We start from the raw sequence: 21,011 nt of genomic DNA on the forward strand, positions 1-21,011 counted from the left end.
GTCTCCTTTAGTATTTTCTTTTATAATAGATGTTTAAAATCAGCATGATGATGTATTCAATGACAAAGAAACCTGCCAATGTTACAGATACCATATAAGTGGATTCAATCATACCAAACACAATGATGAGAATCACAACACCCCAATATTGAATCATGAAGGTGGTTGACATCACTTTACCGCGAATCATCATCAACCGTTCATCTTGTTCTGCAATCTTACTTTCTTTCATAAAGGACTTATTGAAAAGAAGTATACTCGATAGTACCAATATGGTGATGCCAAACGATAATGTGAAACCACTGAGGTAACTGGTTAGAAAATCAAATTGAATGTTCAGTAAAAATACGATGATGGAAACCATGCCGATAATTCTAAATGTTTCTAGATAAGTTTTTGTAAAAAAATGGTCTTTCATGATTATGCCTCCTCAAAAATAAAGATGTCTTCTACAGCAAGATTAAAATATCTCGCAATTTTTATGGCTAATATGATCGAAGGATTATATTTGCCCGTTTCAATGGAACTGATGGTTTGTCTTGATACACCTATCGCTTCTGCAAATGTTTCTTGTTTGACATTGTATTGTTTTCTAAGTGCTTCCAGTCGATTTTGCATAAGCCCCTCCTATGTCAAGTTAACTTTACACAACTACTATAGCATCCTATAAAAATAATGTCAAGCATACTTTACAAGAAAAAACTAGACATTGGCTGTCTAGTTTGATTGGATGTATTGTTTTAAGTATTCGATGACACCATCTTCAGTGTTGGGTTGATCTGTGATGGCTTTCGCAACCGCTTTGACCTCTTCATGCGCATTGGCCATGGCTACCCCATGATGAACCACTTGCAACATATCGATATCGTTTTTACCATCACCAAAGGCGATGACTTGATCCGGTTCAAAACCATAGAATTGACGGACAAATTCGACGGCCTCCCCTTTTGAAGTGCGTTTTTGATAGATTTCAAAGATGGCGTTTTTAGCATCACTACCCCAATCTCTAAAGTTGAGGACATCTTCGCATTCATTTAAGATGAAATGCTCAAACGCAGTTTTATAGGCGACATCGATGATATACATGAGCCCAGAGGGTTCAGGGTTCGTTGGGCTGGTAAATGGGCCTTCAACGAAGAAGGTTTCTTCGGTTTCATGATATAGCCAATTCAGACGATCGGTTGGTTTATAGACATATAACCCATTATCGACACTATAAAATGCTGTACGCGTAAATGGCTCCGCATAAATGAAGAGTTTATCCACCACCCGTTTAGGGATGGTGAGTGTCATTTTCTTAAAATGTGGATCTCTAGGATTTTCGATTGAACCGCCATTATCCGTTATTAACGGGGTATCTAATTCGAGGGTCTGATAATAGTGGTAACAACCTCTAAATGGACGACCTGTCGCAATAATCACTTTGTGGCCTTCTTTAGCACGTTGTTTTAAGTAGTTTGTAGTTGTGTCTGATAGTTCAGAATTGGCATTCAATAGTGTGCCATCTAAATCGCAGACAATCATTAATTGTTTCATTTCATCACCGTTTATATTATCGCACATTTAGGGTTAAAAACCTAGTCTTAAAAAACAGACCTCCAAAAGATAATTCTTTATCTTTTATAGCGGTTAAGGTATAATTAAACCAGTAAGGATGTGAGAAAATGGACTGGCAACAATTCTTTTCATTTAGACTAGAACTGGGTTATCTCGGTATTTTTTTCGCTGGTGTCATGTTTGGATTTCTCTTCCTCTTGTTATTTTATTTCTACACCGTTTTACAAACCATGCGAAACAAGAACTTTTATAAGAAGGCCATTGAACCGGATATCGATGCGGAAGAAATCAAAATTTTGATTAAAGATGCACAAGAACAGTTTAAAAATAAGAAAGATCGTGATGATGCTGGCTTGGTCAACCATCTACGTTCAATCGCTTTAGAATTGTCAAAAGACATCGCCACCAAATTCTACCCATCCTCTAAATACCCACTGCTTGAACTCACCATTCAAGAAACCCTATTGTTGGGGCATTATATCACAGACCGTGTGGATCGACTATTTGATGCGAAACTATTAAAAATTTTTAGAGGTAAAACCCTCGCATCTTTAATGTCTTTGTATGAAGTGAAGGAAAAAGTCGATGATTCGGCTGTGATGAAAGTCGAAAAGAAGTTCAAAGTAAGAAAACGCATTGGCGATATTTTTTCAGCCATCAATATCGCAAACCCGGCATACTGGATTAAAAAAGTCACGGTGGACAAATTAACCCAAACCATCATTGTTAAAATTTGTCTGGCAATCATTGGGATTGTCGGTGAAGAAACCTATAAAATTTACAGTAAAAATGTCTTTGAAGTTGAAAAAGTCATTGATACTGGTGTCGATGGTCTCTATGAGTCCATTCAAACAGATACAGAGAAGGAGGACATAGACGATGAGCTTGTTCAACCGTAAAGCCTATACAGAATTCGTTAAGAAAGACTTTCAAGGGTTCAAAATTCATCAATTCGTCAAAATTGAAGGCTTAAAACAACAAGGCCACAAAAAGTTCAAATCCTCTGAATTCATTTCTCCGATTTTTGGATTGTCTGTTAAAGATGAAACGGTCGCACCATTTGTGATTCGAAATACAGGTGATGTGAAAAAACGTTATGATGCTTTCCGAACAAAACCGATGACAGATTTATCCGAATATGCAGAGTTTAAGTCGACCATTTTAAGCAATCAAGACCGTAGAAATATTTTTGGTCAAGACGCTGTGATCAATACCGAACGTAAATATGAAGACCAACGTAAGAAGACCGTTGAACTTGAAGTACCCTTCATTCAAAAAGCAAAAGAAGTCCCAACATTTACAAATCCTACCCCACAAAAAACCATCATTGAAGATCGTGTGGTTTCTAGTGACTTTGACTATATGGAAACAAAACCACAACCTCAAACAGTGGATGTGGTGAAAAAGACCGATGTGCTATTCGATCGATTTAACCCTAAAGTCGCAGATAGTCCGATTGTTAATCCAGACTATAGCTATGAAAAACCGGTTAAAACCCCTGAAAAAGTGGAAAAAACAATACAGGTACCTATGGAAGAGGCACCAAAACCAAGTTTTGTTCGACCGAATAGACCTTATAAGTTCCCAACGGTAGATATGTTTTCAAAAGTCCATCGTGACCAAGATGCGAGACCGGCTTGGTTGGTGGCACAAGAAACGACTGTTAATGAAACGCTATTACAATTTTCAGTTCCGGGTCATGTGCACAACATCACCAAAGGGCCAACCGTTACTCGCCATGAAATCGAATTAGAACCAGGCGTTAATGTCAAAGAAGTCAACCGCATCAAAGATAACTTGATGATGAATTTAGCGGCGAAATCGTTAAGAATTGAAGCACCGATTCCAGGTAAAGCTTATGTGGGTTTGGAAATTCCAAATGCGATCCCTGAAATCGTTGCTTATGGAAATGTGGTCGATCATCCAGACTTCATGGATGACCAAAGTCACCCATTAAAAGTCGCGCTAGGCGTCGATATCGATGGTAAAAACATTTACGCAGACATCGCGAAAATGCCGCATTGTTTGATCGCAGGTGCAACCAACTCCGGTAAATCTGTTTGTGTGAACACCATCATTGTGTCGTTATTGATGAAGAATCACCCAGATGACTTAAAATTCATCTTAATCGACCCTAAAATGGTTGAATTATCGATGTACAATGATTTACCTCACTTAATAACACCGGTCATCACAGACCCTAAAATGGCTGCAACCGCGCTCTCTTGGGCGGTCGAAGAAATGGACAAACGTTTCATGACTTTCGCAACCAACCGTGCCAAAGATATCAAAGGGTACAATGAACGCGCCAAAGAAGATCCTACATTAGAAAAAATGCCATATATCGTCATCGTCATCGATGAATTGGCAGACCTCATGATGGTATCTGCGAACGATGTTGAAGAAGCCATCCAACGCATTACCCAAAAAGCAAGAGCGGCTGGTATCCACTTATTGGTTGCGACACAACGTCCAACAACCGATGTCGTCAAAGGTACCATCAAAGCCAACATCCCATCACGTATCGCCTTTAGAGTCGCTTCTTATGTGGACTCTACAACCATTTTAGATGGGGCTGGTGCAGAATCGTTATTGGGTAAAGGGGACATGTTATTCAAAGAAACCGAACGTCCAATCCGTCTCCAAGGTGCATTTTTGAAGGACAGTGAAATTGAACGTATTACCGATTTTATTCGTGATCAAATGCCACCGAATTTCTTATTCGATCACGATTCATTGAGAACATTTACCATTAAGAAGGAATCCGCTGCCTCAGATGATTTGATGTATCCTGTCGCTCAATTTGTCGTACGCGAAAACAACGCCTCCATCAATGCCATTCAAAAAGAATTTGGCATTGGTTTTAACCGTGCCCAACGCATTGTCGAACTCTTAGAAGAACAAGGCATTGTCTCTAAAAATGAAGGCACGAAAGCCCGTCAAGTCTTAGTGACGATGGCAGAATTGGAAAATATGTTATGACCTTAAAAGACATCGCACTTCTTGTATCAAATCAAGAGGATTCAGCAGAAGCATCCCAAACTTTAACCAAAAAAATCATTGTAAAAGTGGCGACCTTGAACGTCGTCGCTTTGCTTATATTTGGTGTCGCGTTGGTCTATACCATCAGAGATTACCAAACATTTACAGGCAGCACGCAAAAATACCTACTGATTATTTTGAGCGGGTTTTTTGTGGTCATCTCAACCCTTGGTCTTGTGTATCTCAATCGAACAACAATCACCCCATTGGCTAAACTATTCAAATTATTCAAATGGGTGGATACGGTTCAGTTTTTGACCATCAGTTTACTCATCGTTTTACACATCATCACATTTTATGTGTTTACGGCAGAAGTATTTCAAAGTTCGATGAACCCAACCTTACAACAGCATGACCGCTTGATAGTGTATCAATTTGATTACACCCCTAAAAGAAACGACGTGGTGGTCATCTTCATCGATGGTGACTATTATGGCATCGATGAATCTCACTATGTTAAACGCGTGGTTGGATTACCAGGTGATACCATCGCTGTGAATGCATCCAATCAGTTGTTGATCAATGGCATCGTTGTCCAAGATTTACCTTTAAGCCAAGTGGATAGTGTCAAAGATTGGATCGAATTTTTGCCGGAAGGTAAAATCATGGATGGCTTTTACTTTGTTTTAGGTGACAATGTGGCTAATTCCCACGATTCAAGAAATATTGGTTTTATCCGTGAACAGGACATTAAAGCCAAAGTCATATTCCGATTTTATCCGAAAGTGGGGGTCATTGAATGAAACAGGTACAATGGTTTCCTGGACATATGTCCAAAGCCTTAAGAGAGATTAAAGAGTCATTAACCCTTGTTGATATTGTTTTCGTATTACTAGATTCACGTTTACCAGAATCATCCATGAATCCACGCATTCAAGAAATCATTGAGAATAAACCAGCATTGATTTTATACACTAAATCCAGCATGGCAGACCAAAAAGAACTGAATAAATGGTTATCTTATTACGCCAATCAAGGTCTAAAAGGATTAAAAATTGACGCGATTACTGGGTTAAATATCAATAAAATTAAAGAAGCAACCTTAGAAATATTGGAAGAAAAGATTGCGAAAGACCGTCGTCGTGGGATTTTACCAAGGGCCATTCGTACCATGATTATCGGTATACCCAACGTAGGTAAATCGACTTTGATCAATACATTATCGAAGAAAAAGGCAGCTAAGACCGGTAATACGCCAGGTATAACCAAAGCTCAACAATGGATTAAGATTTCTGAAGATTTTGAACTATTAGATACCCCAGGGGTATTATGGCCTAAATTTGATGACCCAAAAGTAGGGTATCATCTAGCCCTCAGTGGCGCGATTAAAGACGCCATTTTACCCAATGAAGAAGTGGCTGTATATGCCCACAGATTTTTAAGTGCTTATTATCCGGATGCTTATAAAGCGAGATACGATCTTACAGATTTATCCGATATTGCACAAACGTTTGAGATGATTGGTCGCAAACGAGGTACTTTAATGAAAGGCAATCAAGTCAACTTTGATTTGGTTTATGATATTATCCTCAAAGATATTCGTGATGGTGCGTTTGGAGGGATTACCTTTGACCGATTTGAATCTGTATGAATATGAAGAAGCACTTTATGAAAAAGGTGTTACGGTTATTGCGGGAACCGATGAAGCAGGCCGAGGTCCCTTGGCAGGTCCAGTGGTTGCTGCTGCGGTAATATTACGTAAAGGTGCGAAAATCGAAGGTGTCGATGATTCCAAAAAACTCACCGATAAAAAACGTCGTGCTCTCATCGAAACCATTAAAAAAGAAGCATTGGCTGTCGGCATTGGCATCGTTTCACCTCAGGAAATTGATCAAATCAATATTTATAGGGCCGCCAAGGAAGCCATGATTTCAGCCATCAAAGCATTAAAAATCAAACCCGAATATATCCTCGCGGATGCGATGATGTTAGAAGAAGAATTGGGCATCCCAACCGAATCCATCATCAAGGGTGATCAAAAGTCAGCCAGTATCGCTGCGGCAAGTATCGTTGCGAAAGTGACTAGAGACGAATACATGATTGAGATGGATAAGTTATTTCCCATGTATGGCTTTAAAAAACACATGGGTTATCCGACCAAAGCACACATTGAAGCCATTGAAACCTATGGCATCTGTCCGATTCACCGTAAAACATTTGAACCGATTAAATCCATCATCAGGGAGAAATTGCTATGAAATGGTTAAAACACCTTAAGCGTATTTTTATTGTATTATTGGTCATTGTAGGGTTTCTAGCAGCGCTGGAATTCAGCCCATGGGCATTGTCATATTCAAAGACGAATGCGTGGATCAATGAAACTTCAAAACCTTGGATCATCCCCCACGGTGGTGCCAAAGCACTTTATCCTGAAAATACCATTTATGCGTTTAATCAAACAGCGATGTATGATGCATTTGAAGTCGATTTAACTTTAACCAAAGACAATGTGCTTATATCGCACCATGATTTAGATTTACGACACGATTTATTATTGGATGAAGTCAACGATGGTTTAGTCATTCGAAAATTAACTTACGAAGACATTGTTGACCTGATTGTGGATAACGATTATCCTTATGTGAGACAATTTGTGGATGTTGATGGCAATACGCCATACGCAACCACAACGGATACAGCCATTTTAAATCAAATGTTGCCAATGAAACTGGAAGATTTATTCCAAGCATATCCCGATAGAAGATATATACTAGAGATTAAGGATGTCCGCACCGATGATGAGGATACATTCAATTTAGCTGCCAATCAGTTGTTATCATTAATCGAACAATATGACATGGCGGACAAAGTTATGGTATCGTCATTCTCCGATGAAGTTATCGAACACTTTCTAGACATTTCTGAACATAAAATTCACGCATCGACAGCGACCAATGAAACACTTAAAATGGTGTTATTATCTGCATTCAATCTCGATTTCTTTTATAAACCAACTTATGCAGCACTCGCCATTCCAATCGATTCAGGGTTATCCGATAGTCAAGGTGACCTGATTGGGCGTTTACCAAGTTTAATCAGCAGTCGAATTGCCCATCAAGTCGATGGACAGTGGCGCACCAATTTGGCACAAGCCTCTTTGGTTAAAGATGCCCATAGACACAACATGTCGGTTATTTTTTGGACAGTCAATAGCGAAGAAGATATGCTTAAGCTCATCGAATTGGGTGTTGATGGGATCATTACCGATCGTCCAGATTTACTATTTCAACTATACGAAACGCTAGGCATAGCATAAAATGATTAAAAAAGATGTGAGAAACGAAATATTCTCACATCTTTTTTGAATTTCAAACCAAATATCGCAAGACTTTTGCAATTCATAACCCTTATAAATAGCCTATATGATAAAATGAATATATATTAATGTGAATATTAGGTGATTATATGAGTATCCAAACCCCTTATGAGTTTATCAAATTGCATCAGATTGGTCCGATCAAAGTCGATGAAGCATTGTTATTCAATGGTTATTTATACTATTCGGATAAATCGACTATTTTGATTGATTTACCAACTTCAGAATGGATGAGCCAATACAAAGAACGCATTGAACTCATCATTCCTGTTGACTCTATTCAAAATTTAATCATCGCGCATCCGAATTTTTCAATGATGATGTCACTCAAAATCTTGATTCAAATGGGATTCAAGGGATCCATCATCACCACTAGAAATATCGCGAAGCAAATCGTTCAAAATGGCATCAAACTGCCAGTAACCACCATTGAAAAACTCGATTATCAGTGGTATGGACAAGACTTTAAACTGAATTTTCTACCAATTCAGTTTTTACCCTTTACTTACGCATTTATGATTTATGAGTCAGAAACCCGTTCGTTGATTTCGAATACCTTGTTTTCAAGTTTTAAAGTGGATAATCCTGCTGACTTGATACAACTTAAACAAGGGATTTTTGCCTATCATAAAACCAATTTTCCATCGTCAGAATATCTAAAAGACCCCATCCGACGCATCCGTCAACACCGAATTGATGCGATATGTCCATCGTATGGATACGTCTTAGAAAACGATGTCGATGGTTGGATCGAATATGAATATCAGTTGGATTTTTATAATGCTGGGCAAGTCTTTAAATACAATGAAGAGTTCATTAAAGAATTTAATTATGTGGAAATCATCAATCATATGATCAACCAATTACACAAGTCCTTAGACAGCAAAGAAATCTTGGATACTTTTGCAAAATCTGACTTCATTTTGAGTGAAAAACCACTGGAATTGGTTCAATCTACCCATGTCGGCTACAAACTATGGCACGCCTTTTTCGAATACATTTACGCGAAAAAGGGCTCGGTCTGGTTAACCATTCTAGAACCATTAATCAAACGATATCACAATATTTTTGGTTTGGATTTACCAGCCATCTATGTGTCGAAAATGATGGAAGTCACCAAAACCAATGAATTATTGGCATTGGATAAAAAGACATTAGAAGAAAACCTACAAAGACTAGAAGCCCAAATCGAAGAAACCAAAGAAGCGATGCTTAGATGCCCAATCACGAAGCTATACACAGAAGATGTGATGCGAGCGTTGCTTAAAAAAGATCTAGAATCGTCTGAATTCTTTGAAAAACAAAATGGATTTATATTGATTCAACTGGATCAATTGTTTGACATTAACAAGCGTTATGGTAAAGATACTGGAGATGAAGCGATTCGAAATCTCGCTTATGTCATTGGACAAATCGCACCAGATTCAGTGAAGTTATTCAAACAAAATGGGCCAGGTATCTTGGTTTATGCTTCTTGTGAGAAGAAGGAAAAAATCACAGAATTTGCTGTTTCTGTACGAAATGCAGTCAGGGATTCCGTATTATTTATCGAAAAAGTCACAGCAAGTGCGTCTCTCGTCTTTTATGAAGAATTGAACCCTGTGTTGACACGTGATAATAAAATCAAAGAAATATTCATTCTACTCGAACAACGAATTCGCTTAGCAAAACAGCTGGGCTATGGGGAAATTGTTGACAACAGTGCCGCATTACCAGCGCTTAAAGAAGGGATTATTCTCTTGGTTGATGAAGATGACATGAATCGTAATATGTTGGTTCGTGTGTTTAATCGTTTGAACTTTGAAGTCAAAGCAGTCACCTCAGTTGAGGATGCCCTCCATGTCTTAAGAGAATACCCAATTGACATCATCATCTCTGAAATCAATTTATCCAAGATGGATGGCTTCGCTTTAAAACGTGAACTCAATGAATCCAAAACATACACCAACATCCCGTTCATCATGGTTTCGCATAATAAGACCGTTGAAAACATCCGTCGTGGGAACTTGCTCAATGTGGATTTGATCATTGAAAAGCCTATCATTCCAGAAGAATTGATTGGACATGTCAAGCGCTATCGAGAAAGAAGGTAAGACCGTATGAACTTACCAACTTTGATCACACTCATCGCTTTTTTAAGTTTGGTTTCCTTACTCATCGCGATGATTATTTTACAAAAAATCCATTACAAACGCCTCAGTAAAAAACACATGTTGGCGCGTGATTATTTATTCAAAAAATACTTCGATTTAGAGGATGTTATGCCAAAAACATCGAGTCGATTCTTTTTTGACGCTTATATCGATATTGAAACCCAAATCACCATTGAAGAGGTAGTTAGAAAACGCATCATTGATGATCTTGAGGCTTTAAAATTCACTCGAAAACAATTTAAAAAACTTCATAGTTTTTCACCATTTAAGCGCCGTGTAGCGGTATATTATCTCAACACGCTCAATACAAAACAATCGCGTGATGCTCTATCTAAACGTTTGACAGTTGAGAAAAACGATTCCGTTCGTTTTTATATCATTTACGCCATTAAAGAACACATTACCCCATCAGATTTCGAGTTCATTTTACATACCCTTAACGCATCGAAAGCATCGTATCCTCATTGGATTTACGCGATCTTAAAAAACCGATTTGAAGTCATTAAACCTTACCTCAATGACTACATCCATGATTCACGTAAGAAAGTGAAACAATTCTTTTTATACTTATCCAATCATATTTATAACGATCAATTGAAATAATACGCCATCGACCGTTTTATGGATTTGAATGAGGATAAAGATATTCGAAAAGAAGCCATTCATGCACTCTCAAACATGTATCCTGAAGAATTGATCAACGACACTTATCTGTTACATAGCGATGAAGCCATCCGAAAGATGGCAATCCGTGCTTGTTCGACAGTTGTCAACAAAGAGATGACCCAAAACCTGTTGAATCAAATGGATGGGTCCATGATGGATATGGAACGTGCCAATGCGTTGTCTCGTATCGTATTTGATTCGAAAAAGCTTCTGATTTATTTGTTAGAGTATTACCCATTAGCCGCGAATGACCATCAAAAGATGGCCATATCACGTGTGCTTTCACACCATTTAGACTATTTGACTTTAAAGTTAAAATCCCATGAGTACCCACAAGTCAAACTGATCATTCAGGACTTGTTAAAGATGCACATCACAGAAGACTTGATTGATTTTATCAATATGAACAAAGACAAAGAAGTTGAGAATGACCTGATCAAAATCATCAAGACTTTCGCAACCCAAGATAAGTATTTATTGGATGAATTCAGTGTTTATTTGAATCAGACTGTACTCAACAAGTTGGGCCTAATTAAAAAACCACTGCCAACCTCCATCCGTGAAAAAACCCCATTCGAATTGAACAAGGTGGTATGGATCAGTTTTTGGATCTCAATCGCAGTAACACTATTCCCTATTTTATTCTTAATATTGAATTTTAGACTCGTATTATCAGGGGAACCCCTATTAGAAATCTTTATGGTCAACATGAACCGATACTTGTCATATTACTTTATCGTTATCAACACGATTTATCTGATTTTGATGTTATTTTCCATCAAAGGATCTGTTGAGCGTATGGCCATGTGGCGAATCAAAAAACAAACGCTCTTGTTTGAACATGATTTATTGCCATCCATTTCGATTATTGCGCCAGCTTACAATGAAGAAAAAAGCATCATTGAAAGTATCACTTCATTGCTGAATCTCAAATACCCTAAATATGAAGTCATCGTTGTCAATGATGGATCAAAAGACGACACCATTGGGACCTTGGTAAGGCATTTTGAAATGGAACGAAAACACCCCTTCTTTCAAATGAAACTGAGAACCAAACCATTGAGAAGTGTGTATGTGTGTAAGCAAATTCCGAACCTGATTGTCATCGACAAACAAAATGGTGGGAAAGCGGATGCGTTAAATATGGGTATCAACGCTGCAAAGAATGACTATATATGCGGGATTGATGCGGACTCCTTATTGGAAGAAGATGCATTATTGAAATTGATGAGCATCACTTTAGATGACGCAACCAACCATATCGCGATTGGAGGAAACATCGTTCCTGTCAATGGCTGTAACGTGGATAAAGGTAAGATTGAAAAGAGCGGATTAGGTAAAAACCCAATCGTTCGTTTTCAAACATTAGAATACTTAAGAGCGTTTACGACAGGTCGTATTGGGTGGTCAAAACTCAATAGCCTACTCATCATCTCTGGTGCGTTTGGTCTATTCAACAGACGTTCGCTTATCGACACCGGTGGGTATCTCACCATCAGTGGGGATTTAAAGAAAGACACCGTTGGTGAGGACATGGAACTGGTCGTCAGGTTGACGCACAAAGCCATTCAAAATAAACAACCGTATCGTGTTGCTTATGTCCACAATGCCAACTGTTATACAGAACTGCCTTCCGACATGCGCTCTTTATTAAAACAGCGCAATCGTTGGCAACGTGGTTTATTGGACATCTTGAGTTACCATCGACAAATGTTGTTTAACCCTAAGTACCGTCAACCGGGACTATTGGGCTTCCCTTATTTCTTCATCTTTGAAATGATGGGACCGTTCATTGAAATGTTGGGTTATATTGCGTTATTTGCGTCCTTATTCATTGGTATTTTGAATTTTGAACTGGTCGTCTTGTTATTTTACGCGAGTATCGGTTATGGCATTTTGATTTCACTCTTCAGTTTGTGGATTTCAGAACGTCAAAGTGGCTTTTACCGCATTTGGGATGCCATCATATTAATTATATTGGCGATTGCAGAAAACTTTGGCTATCGTCAAATCATGAGTTTACATCGTGTCAGAGCAACCTTCGCTGCCCTTCGTGAAAATGGGTCTTGGGGTAGTCTGTCGAGAACAGGTTTTCAAAAGAAGTGATCCGTCATGGATGACTTCTTTTATTTATATATATATAGGGATTTTGTGTGAATCATCGCCAATCAACCGTGTGAAAAATCATATATATTATATTAAAATATATATCGAAAATGGGGGATTGTTTTCTTCTTGACAGGCCTTGAACACATATATATAATTATAGAAAGTGAAAGAAGTGGATTATATGAAAACCGTCATTATTGTCGAATCCCCTGCCAAATCCAAAACCATCCAACATTATTTAGGTAAAGATTTTATCGTTGAAGCCTCCGTTGGACACATTCGTGAATTGGCTAAAAATGGACCAGGTGGCTTAGGTGTGGATGTCGAAAATAACTTTAAAGCGACCTATAAAGTCGATAAAAAACACGATCAAATCGTCAAAGACTTGATCAAAGTGACCAAAAACAAAAAAGTCTTAATCGCGACCGACCCGGATAGAGAAGGGGAAGCGATTGCGTGGCACATCGCGGATGTGCTCAATCTAGACTTAAATGATTTAAATCGCATTACCTTTAATGAAGTCACCAAACCAGCCATTCAAAAAGCGATTGAACACCCTCGTAAAATCGATATGAATTTGGTTAAGTCACAAGAAACCAGACGCATCTTAGACCGTATCATCGGATTTAAGTTATCACCGCTCTTACAAAAGAAGATTAAATCGGAATCGGCCGGTCGTGTTCAAAGTGTGGCTTTGAAGATGATTGTCGATTTGGAAAAAGAGATTGAGGCGTTCGTTCCAGAAACGTATTACACCATCAAAGCACGATTTTCTAAGTTTGAAGCGGATTATACTAAAAATAAAGATAAATCCTTGAAAACCCCAGAAGAACTTCAACAAATCATTGAAAAATTGAATGGGCCTTTTACGGTAACGAAAGTGAATCACCGTAAACGCAGTCGTGCAGCTCAACCACCGTACACGACCTCAACCTTTCAACAGGATGCGGTATCCAAACTTAGTTATTCTCCATCCAAAGCGATGGGCATTGCACAAGAGTTATATCAAGGGATTGATATTCAAGGCGAAGAAGTGGGCTTAATCACTTACATGAGAACCGACTCAGTTCGCTTGAACGATGATTTCATCCTGGAAGCTCAAGCGATGATTAAAGAAGCCTTTGGTTCAGACTATGTCGGTAAGATTAAAACCAAATCCAATGCCAACATTCAAGATGCCCACGAAGCGATTAGACCTTCGATACTATCTTACACCCCAGAATCTTTGAAGGGTGTTTTAACCGACGATCAATATAAAATATATGATTTGATTTATCGTAGAGCTGTCATGAGTTTAATGGCTGACGCACTGTATGAAGAACAATCCATTGAGGTAGAGAACCAAGGTGAAGTCTTCGAATATGGCGGTTCTAAGTTGATTTTCCAAGGGTTCCATAAAGGTAATCCAGAATACAAAGAAAAAGCCTCAACGCTCTTGGACCTAGAGGTGGGAAAACAACTTGAAGCCAAAGAAATTACCCACGAAGAAAACCAAACCAAACCTAAATCCAGATATACTGAAGCGAGTTTGATCAAAGATATGGAAGAATTTGGCATTGGTCGACCATCGACTTACGCCGAAACCACCCGCACATTGCTCAGTCGTAAATACGTTGAAAAGAAACAAAAAGCGTTGGTGCCAACCGACCAAGGTAAACTGACCATCGATGAATTGGATAAGTTTTTTTCAAACATCATCAACACCAATTATACGAAGAAGATGGAAACTGTATTGGATGATATCTCTAATGGAGAACATGAAAGTAGTGACATTTTAGAGGGCTTTTACCATAAGTTCATCGCTTTGGTGAAGCACGCGGATGAACACATGGAAAAACGTCAACCAACCCAAGTGGGTCGTGATTGTCCGTTGTGTGGTGCCCCATTGGTCATTCGTAAATGGCGTAAAGGTGAATTCATTGGTTGTTCGAATTTCCCTAGATGTAAACACACGGAAAATCTTACATAATTCTTAAGTTTATAGACTTTACAAATACGGTTTTTGATGATATGATGTTGTTGATAGCGATATCGAAGGTGTGTACCCCGACACACCTATCCCCTGATCCCCCTCGTCTCCTTGAGGGGGCTTTTTATTTTATAGTGGTTATTATTTGATATACATTCATAAAAAGACTATAATAAAGTTAGTAGAATCCAGGAGGAAATCTCATGAAAACATTCAAACAAAAACCAATTACTGTGTTGGGTCAACCCTTAAAAGTTGGCGATATCGCACCAGAATTTAACGTGGTTGATAATCAATTAGAAGCAGCGCATTTATCTGACTATAAAGCCAAAACACTAGTATTAAATGTCGTCCCTTCACTCGATACAGGGGTGTGCTCAATTCAAACCAGAACCATCAATCAAAAGTTATCGAATTATCCAGACTTAACGGTGTTGACGTTATCCAATGACTTACCATTTGCACAACGTCGTTGGTGTGGTGCTGAAGGCTTAACCAACATCGTCACTTTATCGGATTATCAACAACTCGATTTCGCATGGAAGTACGGGGTACATATTGAAGAACTTCGTTTATTGGCGCGATCGGTATTCGTATTGAATCAAAAACGTGAAGTCGTTTATGTGGAATATCTCGATGAAATGTCTTCTCATCCAAATTACGACGCATTGTTTCAATTTTTAGATCAGTATCTATCTAAATAATGGCTTTCAAAAAGCCATTTTTTTCACCTTTATAGGCGAAGAATTTTGGGTTATATGTTATAATAACATCTAGGAGTTGAACCTATGGGATTTTTTAAAAATTTATTCAAGAAAAACAACAAGAAAAATGAAAAATACGCGCTTGGATTACACAAATCAAAAGAAGTATTGGGGAGCCTCAAACGCTTAATTGAACAAAACCAACAATTGGGTGAAGATTTCTTTTTAGAACTCGAAGACATTTTCATTCAAGCTGACCTTGGGGTCGATACGGTTTTGTATTTTATTGATACCTTAAGAAAAGAAATGAAGCTTAAAAACATCACAGACCCGAAAGAAATCGAAGAGATGATCGTCGATGAGATGTTTAAAATATACCTTCAAGATGAAGTGGTTGTTGCTGATTTAGACTATGTTGAAAATCAAACCAACGTGTATTTAATCGTTGGCGTAAATGGCGTAGGTAAGACAACTTCCATTGGTAAATTGGCGCACCAACTCAAGGCTGAAAAGAAAAAAGTTTTGGTGGTGGCTGGGGATACCTTTAGGGCAGGTGCGATCGAACAATTACGTGTTTGGGCAGACCGTGCCAAAGTCGATTTTTTTGGGAAAGAACCGGGTTCAGACCCATCGTCTGTGATCTTTGACGCCCTTCAAAAAGCAAAAAAGGAACACTACGATGTGGTGTTATGTGACACCGCTGGTCGTTTACAAAATAAAGTCAATCTCATGAATGAACTGGAAAAAATGCGTCGTGTGATTGAAAAAGAATTACCGAATGGGCTTCGTGAAACCTTACTGGTCATTGACGCAACCACGGGTCAAAACGGCTTAAAACAAGCCGAGATTTTTAAAGAAGTCACCAAAGTCACAGGCATCATCCTGACGAAAATGGATGGGTCAGCTAAAGGCGGTATCGTCTTAGCCATCCGACATTTGTATCACTTACCGATCAAGTACATTGGTTTAGGTGAAAAAATCGATGATTTAGTGCTATTTGATATCGAAGAATATATCTACGGATTGTTCTCAGACTTCTTCGGAGATTGATGATGGACCAACTCGAAAAAACCGAAAGACTCAATCAATTGTATGAACTATATGGGGTTTTGTTAACCGAAAAACAGCAAGCGTATTTTGTGGCGTACTATCAAAATGATTTTTCGTTCGCCGAAATTGCCCAAGAATTTAAAGTATCGAGAAACGCTGTGTTTGATCAACTCAATAACGCAATTATGCACCTCGAACATTACGAAGAAAAACTCAAATTATTGGCTAAGAAAAACGACCGTTTGACTTGGCTTAAACTTTATGAAGAAACCAAAGATGTTCAATATTTAGAAAAACTCGCAGAAATGGAAGAAGTATAATGGCATTTGACAGTTTAAGCAGCCGTCTACAGATGGCTATGCGCCGTATTACCGGCAAAGGAAAACTCAATGAAACCGACATTGATGAAATGATGCGTGAGGTCCGCTTATCGTTGTTAGAAGCGGACGTCAATTTAAAAGTCATTCGTCAGTTTACCACTAACGTTAAAGAAAAAGCCCTTGGACAAAAAATTCTATCTGGCTTAAACCCAGGACAACAAGTCGTTAAGATTGTTTTTGATGAACTCAAACGAGTCATGGGTGATGAAACGGTAGGCATCAGTTATAAAGCCAGCGGGATGACAGTCATCATGACGGTCGGTCTACAAGGGACTGGTAAAACCACCGCGATTGGTAAACTTGGGGCATTTATCCGTAAGACAGAAAAGAAGAAAGTCATGTTCATCGCTGCCGATATTTATCGTCCAGCCGCGATTGAACAGTTGATGACTTTAGGTAAACAACTCGATATTTTTGTTTATCAAGAAGGGTTGATAAAAGCCCAAACCATCGTTAAAAACGGGTTGAAGGTTGCGAAAGAACAAGGGTATGATGTCGTCATTATCGATACCGCAGGTCGATTAAATATTGACCAAGAGATGATGCAAGAATTGATCGACGTCAAAGAAATCGCGAAACCGGATGAAATTCTCTTAACAGTAGACGCGATGACTGGTCAAGTCGCCGCATCCGTCGCACAAAGTTTCCACGACCAGCTCAACACCACTGGAGCCATCATCACCAAACTCGATGGCGATACCCGTGGCGGTGCCGCATTATCCATCCGTGAAATCTCACAAATTCCGATTAAGTTCGCGTCCAATGGCGAAAAGATGGATGCCTTTGAAGTATTCCATCCAGAACGTATGGCGAGCCGTATCTTAGGGATGGGGGACGTCCTCACCTTAATTGAAAGTGCCACCCAAAACATCGATGAAGATGAAGCCATGGGCATGATGGAAAAAATGCTTTCTGGTAACTATAACTACAACGATTTACTTAAACAATTTAAAATGATCAAACGCATGGGTTCGATTTCTAAAATCATGGGATTTATGCCTGGGGTTGCGAAATACAAAGACGCTTTAAACAATGTTGACGACAAGCAATTTGATAAGATGGCTGTCATCATCCATTCGATGACCGAACAAGAACGTAAAAATCCAAAATTAATCGAAGATTCTTCTAGACGTCGTACCCGTATCGCCAACGGTGCTGGGGTTCAAGTCTCGGATGTGAATCGCTTAAGACAAGCATTGGATCAACAAAAACAAATGGCGAAGCAAATGTCAAAAATGTCTGAATCTGACATGAAATCCGCACAAAAAGACCCTTCGAAGTTGATGCCACAACCGAAGATGAAAAAAGGCAAAGGTAAAAATAAAGGCCAATTTAGATTTTAACTAACTTGGCTTTTTTTCTAAACTCAACCGATTTACCCACAAAACTGGTGGAAAATTATTCCAAATGTATATGTTAAAATACATATAAAGGAGACTAATCATGCAGAAATTAATCCTGATTGATGGTAACTCTCTCTTCTTTAGAGCTTACTACGCTACCGCTTATGCCGGTGGCGATTTAATGAAAAATAAACAAGGGGTATATACCAATGCCCTTTTTGGCTTTGTCAACATGGTGGATAAAATCCTCCAACAAGACTACACCCATGTGCTTGTAGCCTTTGATACCAAAGAAAAAACCAAACGTCATGAAGCGTTTGATGACTATAAAGCGGGACGACCACCGATGCCAGCAGAAATGGCTCAACAAATCCCACTCATCCACAGCTATTTAAAGCATTTAAACATCGCTGATTATAGTTTGGTGGGCTATGAAGCCGATGATATCATCGGTACGCTTTCAAAAGAAGCGTGTAACCGTGGGTTTGAAGTATCGGTCTATTCTTCTGACCGTGACCTTTTACAACTCATCTCTGACAATGTCACCATCCACTTATTAAAAAAAGGTGTGACCGACATTGAAGATTTAACCCCAGCGTCATTCCTTGAAAAATATGGGATTAACCATACCCAAATGATCGACTTAAAAGCATTGATGGGTGACCCATCTGACAACATCCCAGGTGTGCCTGGGGTTGGTGAGAAAACCGCAGTCAAGCTTTTACAAACCTATGGCACACTAGAAGAAGTGCTTGCGAAAAAAGCAGAGATTTCGGGCAAACTTGGTGAACGTATTCGTGAAAATGAAGATAAAGCCATCCTTTCAAAAATGCTCGCAACCATCGATTTGGCGGTACCTCTTGAGTTTTCACTCGATGATATCGCAAGAAAAGAAACCGATTATGACGCGTTGGTATCGTTTTATAACGAGATGGATTTACATGTATTCATCAAACGCCTCAATAAACCGGTTCAAAAACCATCCAATTTTGATTATAAAATCATTCAAGACCACGATGAGTTTGATTTTTTAAAACCGAATATGGCGGTTCATATCGAGTTGGCTGATTTTAATTACCATACCTCCGATATCATTGGATTTGGATTATCCGATGGACAAACCCATTACTTTGTTCCAAAAGAGGTGGGTCTAGCATCGATTGATTTCCAATTGTATTTAACCGACCCATCCATACCCAAATTAACCTACGATCAAAAAGCCTTTAGAACCGCTCTCAAGTGGTTGGGATATGACCTTAAGGGCGTTACCTTTGATTTATTGTTATCGAGCTACCTCATCCATCAAAAGATTGCGAAAGAAGATTTTAAAGTCATTTGCATGGCTTTTGAGTATGAAGACATTGAATACGATGAACTCATCTATGGCAAAGGTGCGAAAAAAGGCTTGCCTGCCCTAGAGGTGTATGCTGCTCATGTCGCGAAAAAGGCGAAAGCCATCACGGTTTTACAACCAATACTCTTAGAAAAACTCAAGGAACTCGATTTATTAGAATTATATGAAACCATTGAAATGCCGCTATCTACCGTATTATCCGATATGGAATACAGTGGGATTGCAGTCGATAAAAATGAACTCAACCAACAAAAAACAGCGTTGAAATCCCGTATTGATGCTTTAGAACAAAACATCTATGCATCGGTTGGAAAGACCTTTAATATTGGTTCACCTAAGCAATTGGCAGAAATTTTATTCGTGGATTTGGGATTAGATCCATCAAAAAAAACCAAAACCAAGAATTTATCTACCAATGTCGATGTATTGAATACCTTGATCGATAAACACCCGGTGATTCCAATGATTTTGGAATACCGTCAATTGACCAAATTATATTCAACCTACATCGAAGGCATCGAACAAAGCATTTTCCCAGATGGTAAAGTCCATACGATTTTCGCCCAAGCGTTAACCGCGACTGGCCGTTTATCTTCATTAGAACCTAACCTACAAAACATTCCGATTCGCACCGAAGAAGGACGACAAATTCGAAAATTGTTTGTCCCATCGAAACCGAATCATTACTTTGTTTCAGCCGATTATTCTCAAATTGAATTGCGTGTACTCGCCGATATGGCCAATGTCAAAGGATTGATTGAAGCGTTTAATAACCATGAAGATATCCATACCAGAACCGCGAAAGAGGTCTTTGGTACAGAAACCGTCACCTCAGAAGAACGTCGTAAAGCGAAAGCCGTCAACTTCGGGATCATTTACGGCATTGGGGCGTGGAGTTTATCTGAAGATATCCACACCACCCCGAGAGAAGCCCAAGCGTTTATCGATAAATACTTAAGCATTTACCCTGAAATCAAGACCTATATGGAAACCACCGTTGAAAATGCCATTAAACAAGGCTATGTAACGACGATGATGAAACGTAGACGTTATATCGGTGAACTTGAAAGTCCAATCTACGCAGTCAGAGAGTTCGGTAAACGTACCTCGATGAACGCACCCATTCAAGGGTCAGCAGCCGACATCATCAAAAAAGCGATGATCGATTTGCATGCCTATATCGATAAAAATAAGAAGAAGTCTAGAATCTTACTTCAAGTCCACGATGAACTTGTTCTTGAAGTGCCTGAGGCTGAACTTGCTGAGATGCAAAAAGTGGTGCCTGACATCATGTCTAAAGCTGTTAAACTCAAGGTGCAATTGGAATCCTCTTGTGATACCGGTAAAAACTGGTATGAGTTGAAATAG

The 21,011-nt window shown here is 38.9% G+C and carries 18 protein-coding genes; 15 read left to right on the forward strand and 3 right to left on the reverse strand.

Going from position 1 to position 21,011, the window contains the following annotated elements; genetic code table 11:
- Positions 1 to 7: 7 nt before the first annotated feature.
- The 3 genes from N7548_RS06295 to N7548_RS06305 form a co-directional block, all read right to left on the reverse strand.
- A complete protein-coding gene (locus N7548_RS06295) occupies positions 8 to 418 on the reverse strand; it encodes a DUF2178 domain-containing protein (protein WP_263608619.1) in 411 nt (136 codons plus the stop codon).
- Between the two features lie 2 nt (positions 419 to 420).
- The gene (locus N7548_RS06300; protein WP_263608620.1) at positions 421 to 618 is read right to left on the reverse strand and encodes a helix-turn-helix transcriptional regulator; all 198 of its coding nucleotides are present in this window, start codon (positions 616 to 618) and stop codon (positions 421 to 423) included.
- A gap of 99 nt (positions 619 to 717) precedes the next feature.
- Complete coding sequence (locus N7548_RS06305) at positions 718 to 1,536, reverse strand: HAD family hydrolase (protein WP_263608621.1); 819 nt, start codon at positions 1,534 to 1,536, stop codon at positions 718 to 720.
- A 128-nt stretch (positions 1,537 to 1,664) separates the two neighbouring features.
- Here N7548_RS06305 and N7548_RS06310 point away from each other — a divergent pair, with 128 nt between their 5' ends.
- The 15 genes from N7548_RS06310 to polA all read left to right on the forward strand — a co-directional run bounded on the left by N7548_RS06310 (position 1,665) and on the right by polA (position 21,011).
- Positions 1,665 to 2,456 carry a hypothetical protein gene (locus tag N7548_RS06310; RefSeq protein ID WP_263608622.1) on the forward strand — a complete coding sequence of 264 codons (792 nt, stop codon included), beginning with the start codon at positions 1,665 to 1,667 and terminating at the stop codon, positions 2,454 to 2,456.
- Positions 2,437 to 4,539 carry a DNA translocase FtsK gene (locus tag N7548_RS06315; RefSeq protein WP_263608623.1) on the forward strand — a complete coding sequence of 701 codons (2,103 nt, stop codon included), beginning with the start codon at positions 2,437 to 2,439 and terminating at the stop codon, positions 4,537 to 4,539. The genes N7548_RS06310 and N7548_RS06315 overlap by 20 nt, the downstream gene beginning before the upstream one ends.
- Entirely contained in the window at positions 4,536 to 5,342 is an 807-nt protein-coding gene (gene lepB, locus N7548_RS06320; protein ID WP_263608624.1) for a signal peptidase I, read from the forward strand. Before N7548_RS06315 ends, lepB begins: the two co-directional genes overlap by 4 nt.
- Positions 5,339 to 6,190, forward strand: a complete 852-nt coding sequence (ylqF, locus tag N7548_RS06325) for a ribosome biogenesis GTPase YlqF (protein ID WP_263608625.1) — start codon at positions 5,339 to 5,341, stop codon at positions 6,188 to 6,190. The genes lepB and ylqF overlap by 4 nt, the downstream gene beginning before the upstream one ends.
- Positions 6,168 to 6,797 carry a ribonuclease HII gene (gene rnhB, locus N7548_RS06330; RefSeq protein WP_263608626.1) on the forward strand — a complete coding sequence of 210 codons (630 nt, stop codon included), beginning with the start codon at positions 6,168 to 6,170 and terminating at the stop codon, positions 6,795 to 6,797. Before ylqF ends, rnhB begins: the two co-directional genes overlap by 23 nt.
- Positions 6,794 to 7,855: a glycerophosphodiester phosphodiesterase family protein gene (locus N7548_RS06335; RefSeq protein WP_263608627.1), complete on the forward strand. Its 1,062-nt coding sequence runs from the start codon at positions 6,794 to 6,796 to the stop codon at positions 7,853 to 7,855. Before rnhB ends, N7548_RS06335 begins: the two co-directional genes overlap by 4 nt.
- A gap of 149 nt (positions 7,856 to 8,004) precedes the next feature.
- Positions 8,005 to 10,008, forward strand: a complete 2,004-nt coding sequence (locus tag N7548_RS06340; RefSeq protein WP_263608628.1) for a response regulator — start codon at positions 8,005 to 8,007, stop codon at positions 10,006 to 10,008.
- 6 nt (positions 10,009 to 10,014) lie between these two features.
- Positions 10,015 to 10,671 carry a hypothetical protein gene (locus N7548_RS06345; RefSeq protein WP_263608629.1) on the forward strand — a complete coding sequence of 219 codons (657 nt, stop codon included), beginning with the start codon at positions 10,015 to 10,017 and terminating at the stop codon, positions 10,669 to 10,671.
- Positions 10,672 to 10,689: 18 nt separating this feature from the next.
- Positions 10,690 to 12,840: a glycosyltransferase gene (locus N7548_RS06350; protein WP_263608630.1), complete on the forward strand. Its 2,151-nt coding sequence runs from the start codon at positions 10,690 to 10,692 to the stop codon at positions 12,838 to 12,840.
- A gap of 184 nt (positions 12,841 to 13,024) precedes the next feature.
- Positions 13,025 to 14,812 (forward strand): type I DNA topoisomerase, encoded by a 1,788-nt coding sequence (gene topA / locus N7548_RS06355; protein ID WP_263608631.1) that lies wholly within the window; start codon positions 13,025 to 13,027, stop codon positions 14,810 to 14,812.
- 203 nt (positions 14,813 to 15,015) lie between these two features.
- Positions 15,016 to 15,516, forward strand: coding sequence for a thiol peroxidase (tpx, locus tag N7548_RS06360; protein ID WP_263608632.1), 501 nt, complete (start codon positions 15,016 to 15,018; stop codon positions 15,514 to 15,516).
- 84 nt (positions 15,517 to 15,600) lie between these two features.
- A complete protein-coding gene (gene ftsY / locus N7548_RS06365) occupies positions 15,601 to 16,566 on the forward strand; it encodes a signal recognition particle-docking protein FtsY (RefSeq protein WP_263608633.1) in 966 nt (321 codons plus the stop codon).
- A 2-nt stretch (positions 16,567 to 16,568) separates the two neighbouring features.
- The gene (gene ylxM / locus N7548_RS06370) at positions 16,569 to 16,886 is read left to right on the forward strand and encodes a YlxM family DNA-binding protein (protein WP_263608634.1); all 318 of its coding nucleotides are present in this window, start codon (positions 16,569 to 16,571) and stop codon (positions 16,884 to 16,886) included.
- Positions 16,886 to 18,289 (forward strand): signal recognition particle protein, encoded by a 1,404-nt coding sequence (gene ffh / locus N7548_RS06375; protein ID WP_263608635.1) that lies wholly within the window; start codon positions 16,886 to 16,888, stop codon positions 18,287 to 18,289. The genes ylxM and ffh overlap by 1 nt, the downstream gene beginning before the upstream one ends.
- A 100-nt stretch (positions 18,290 to 18,389) precedes the next feature.
- A complete protein-coding gene (gene polA / locus N7548_RS06380; RefSeq protein ID WP_263608636.1) occupies positions 18,390 to 21,011 on the forward strand; it encodes a DNA polymerase I in 2,622 nt (873 codons plus the stop codon).

This window comes from Paracholeplasma manati (assembly GCF_025742995.1).
In the GTDB taxonomy this organism is placed as follows: Bacteria; Bacillota_I; Bacilli_A; order Acholeplasmatales; family UBA5453; genus Paracholeplasma; species Paracholeplasma manati.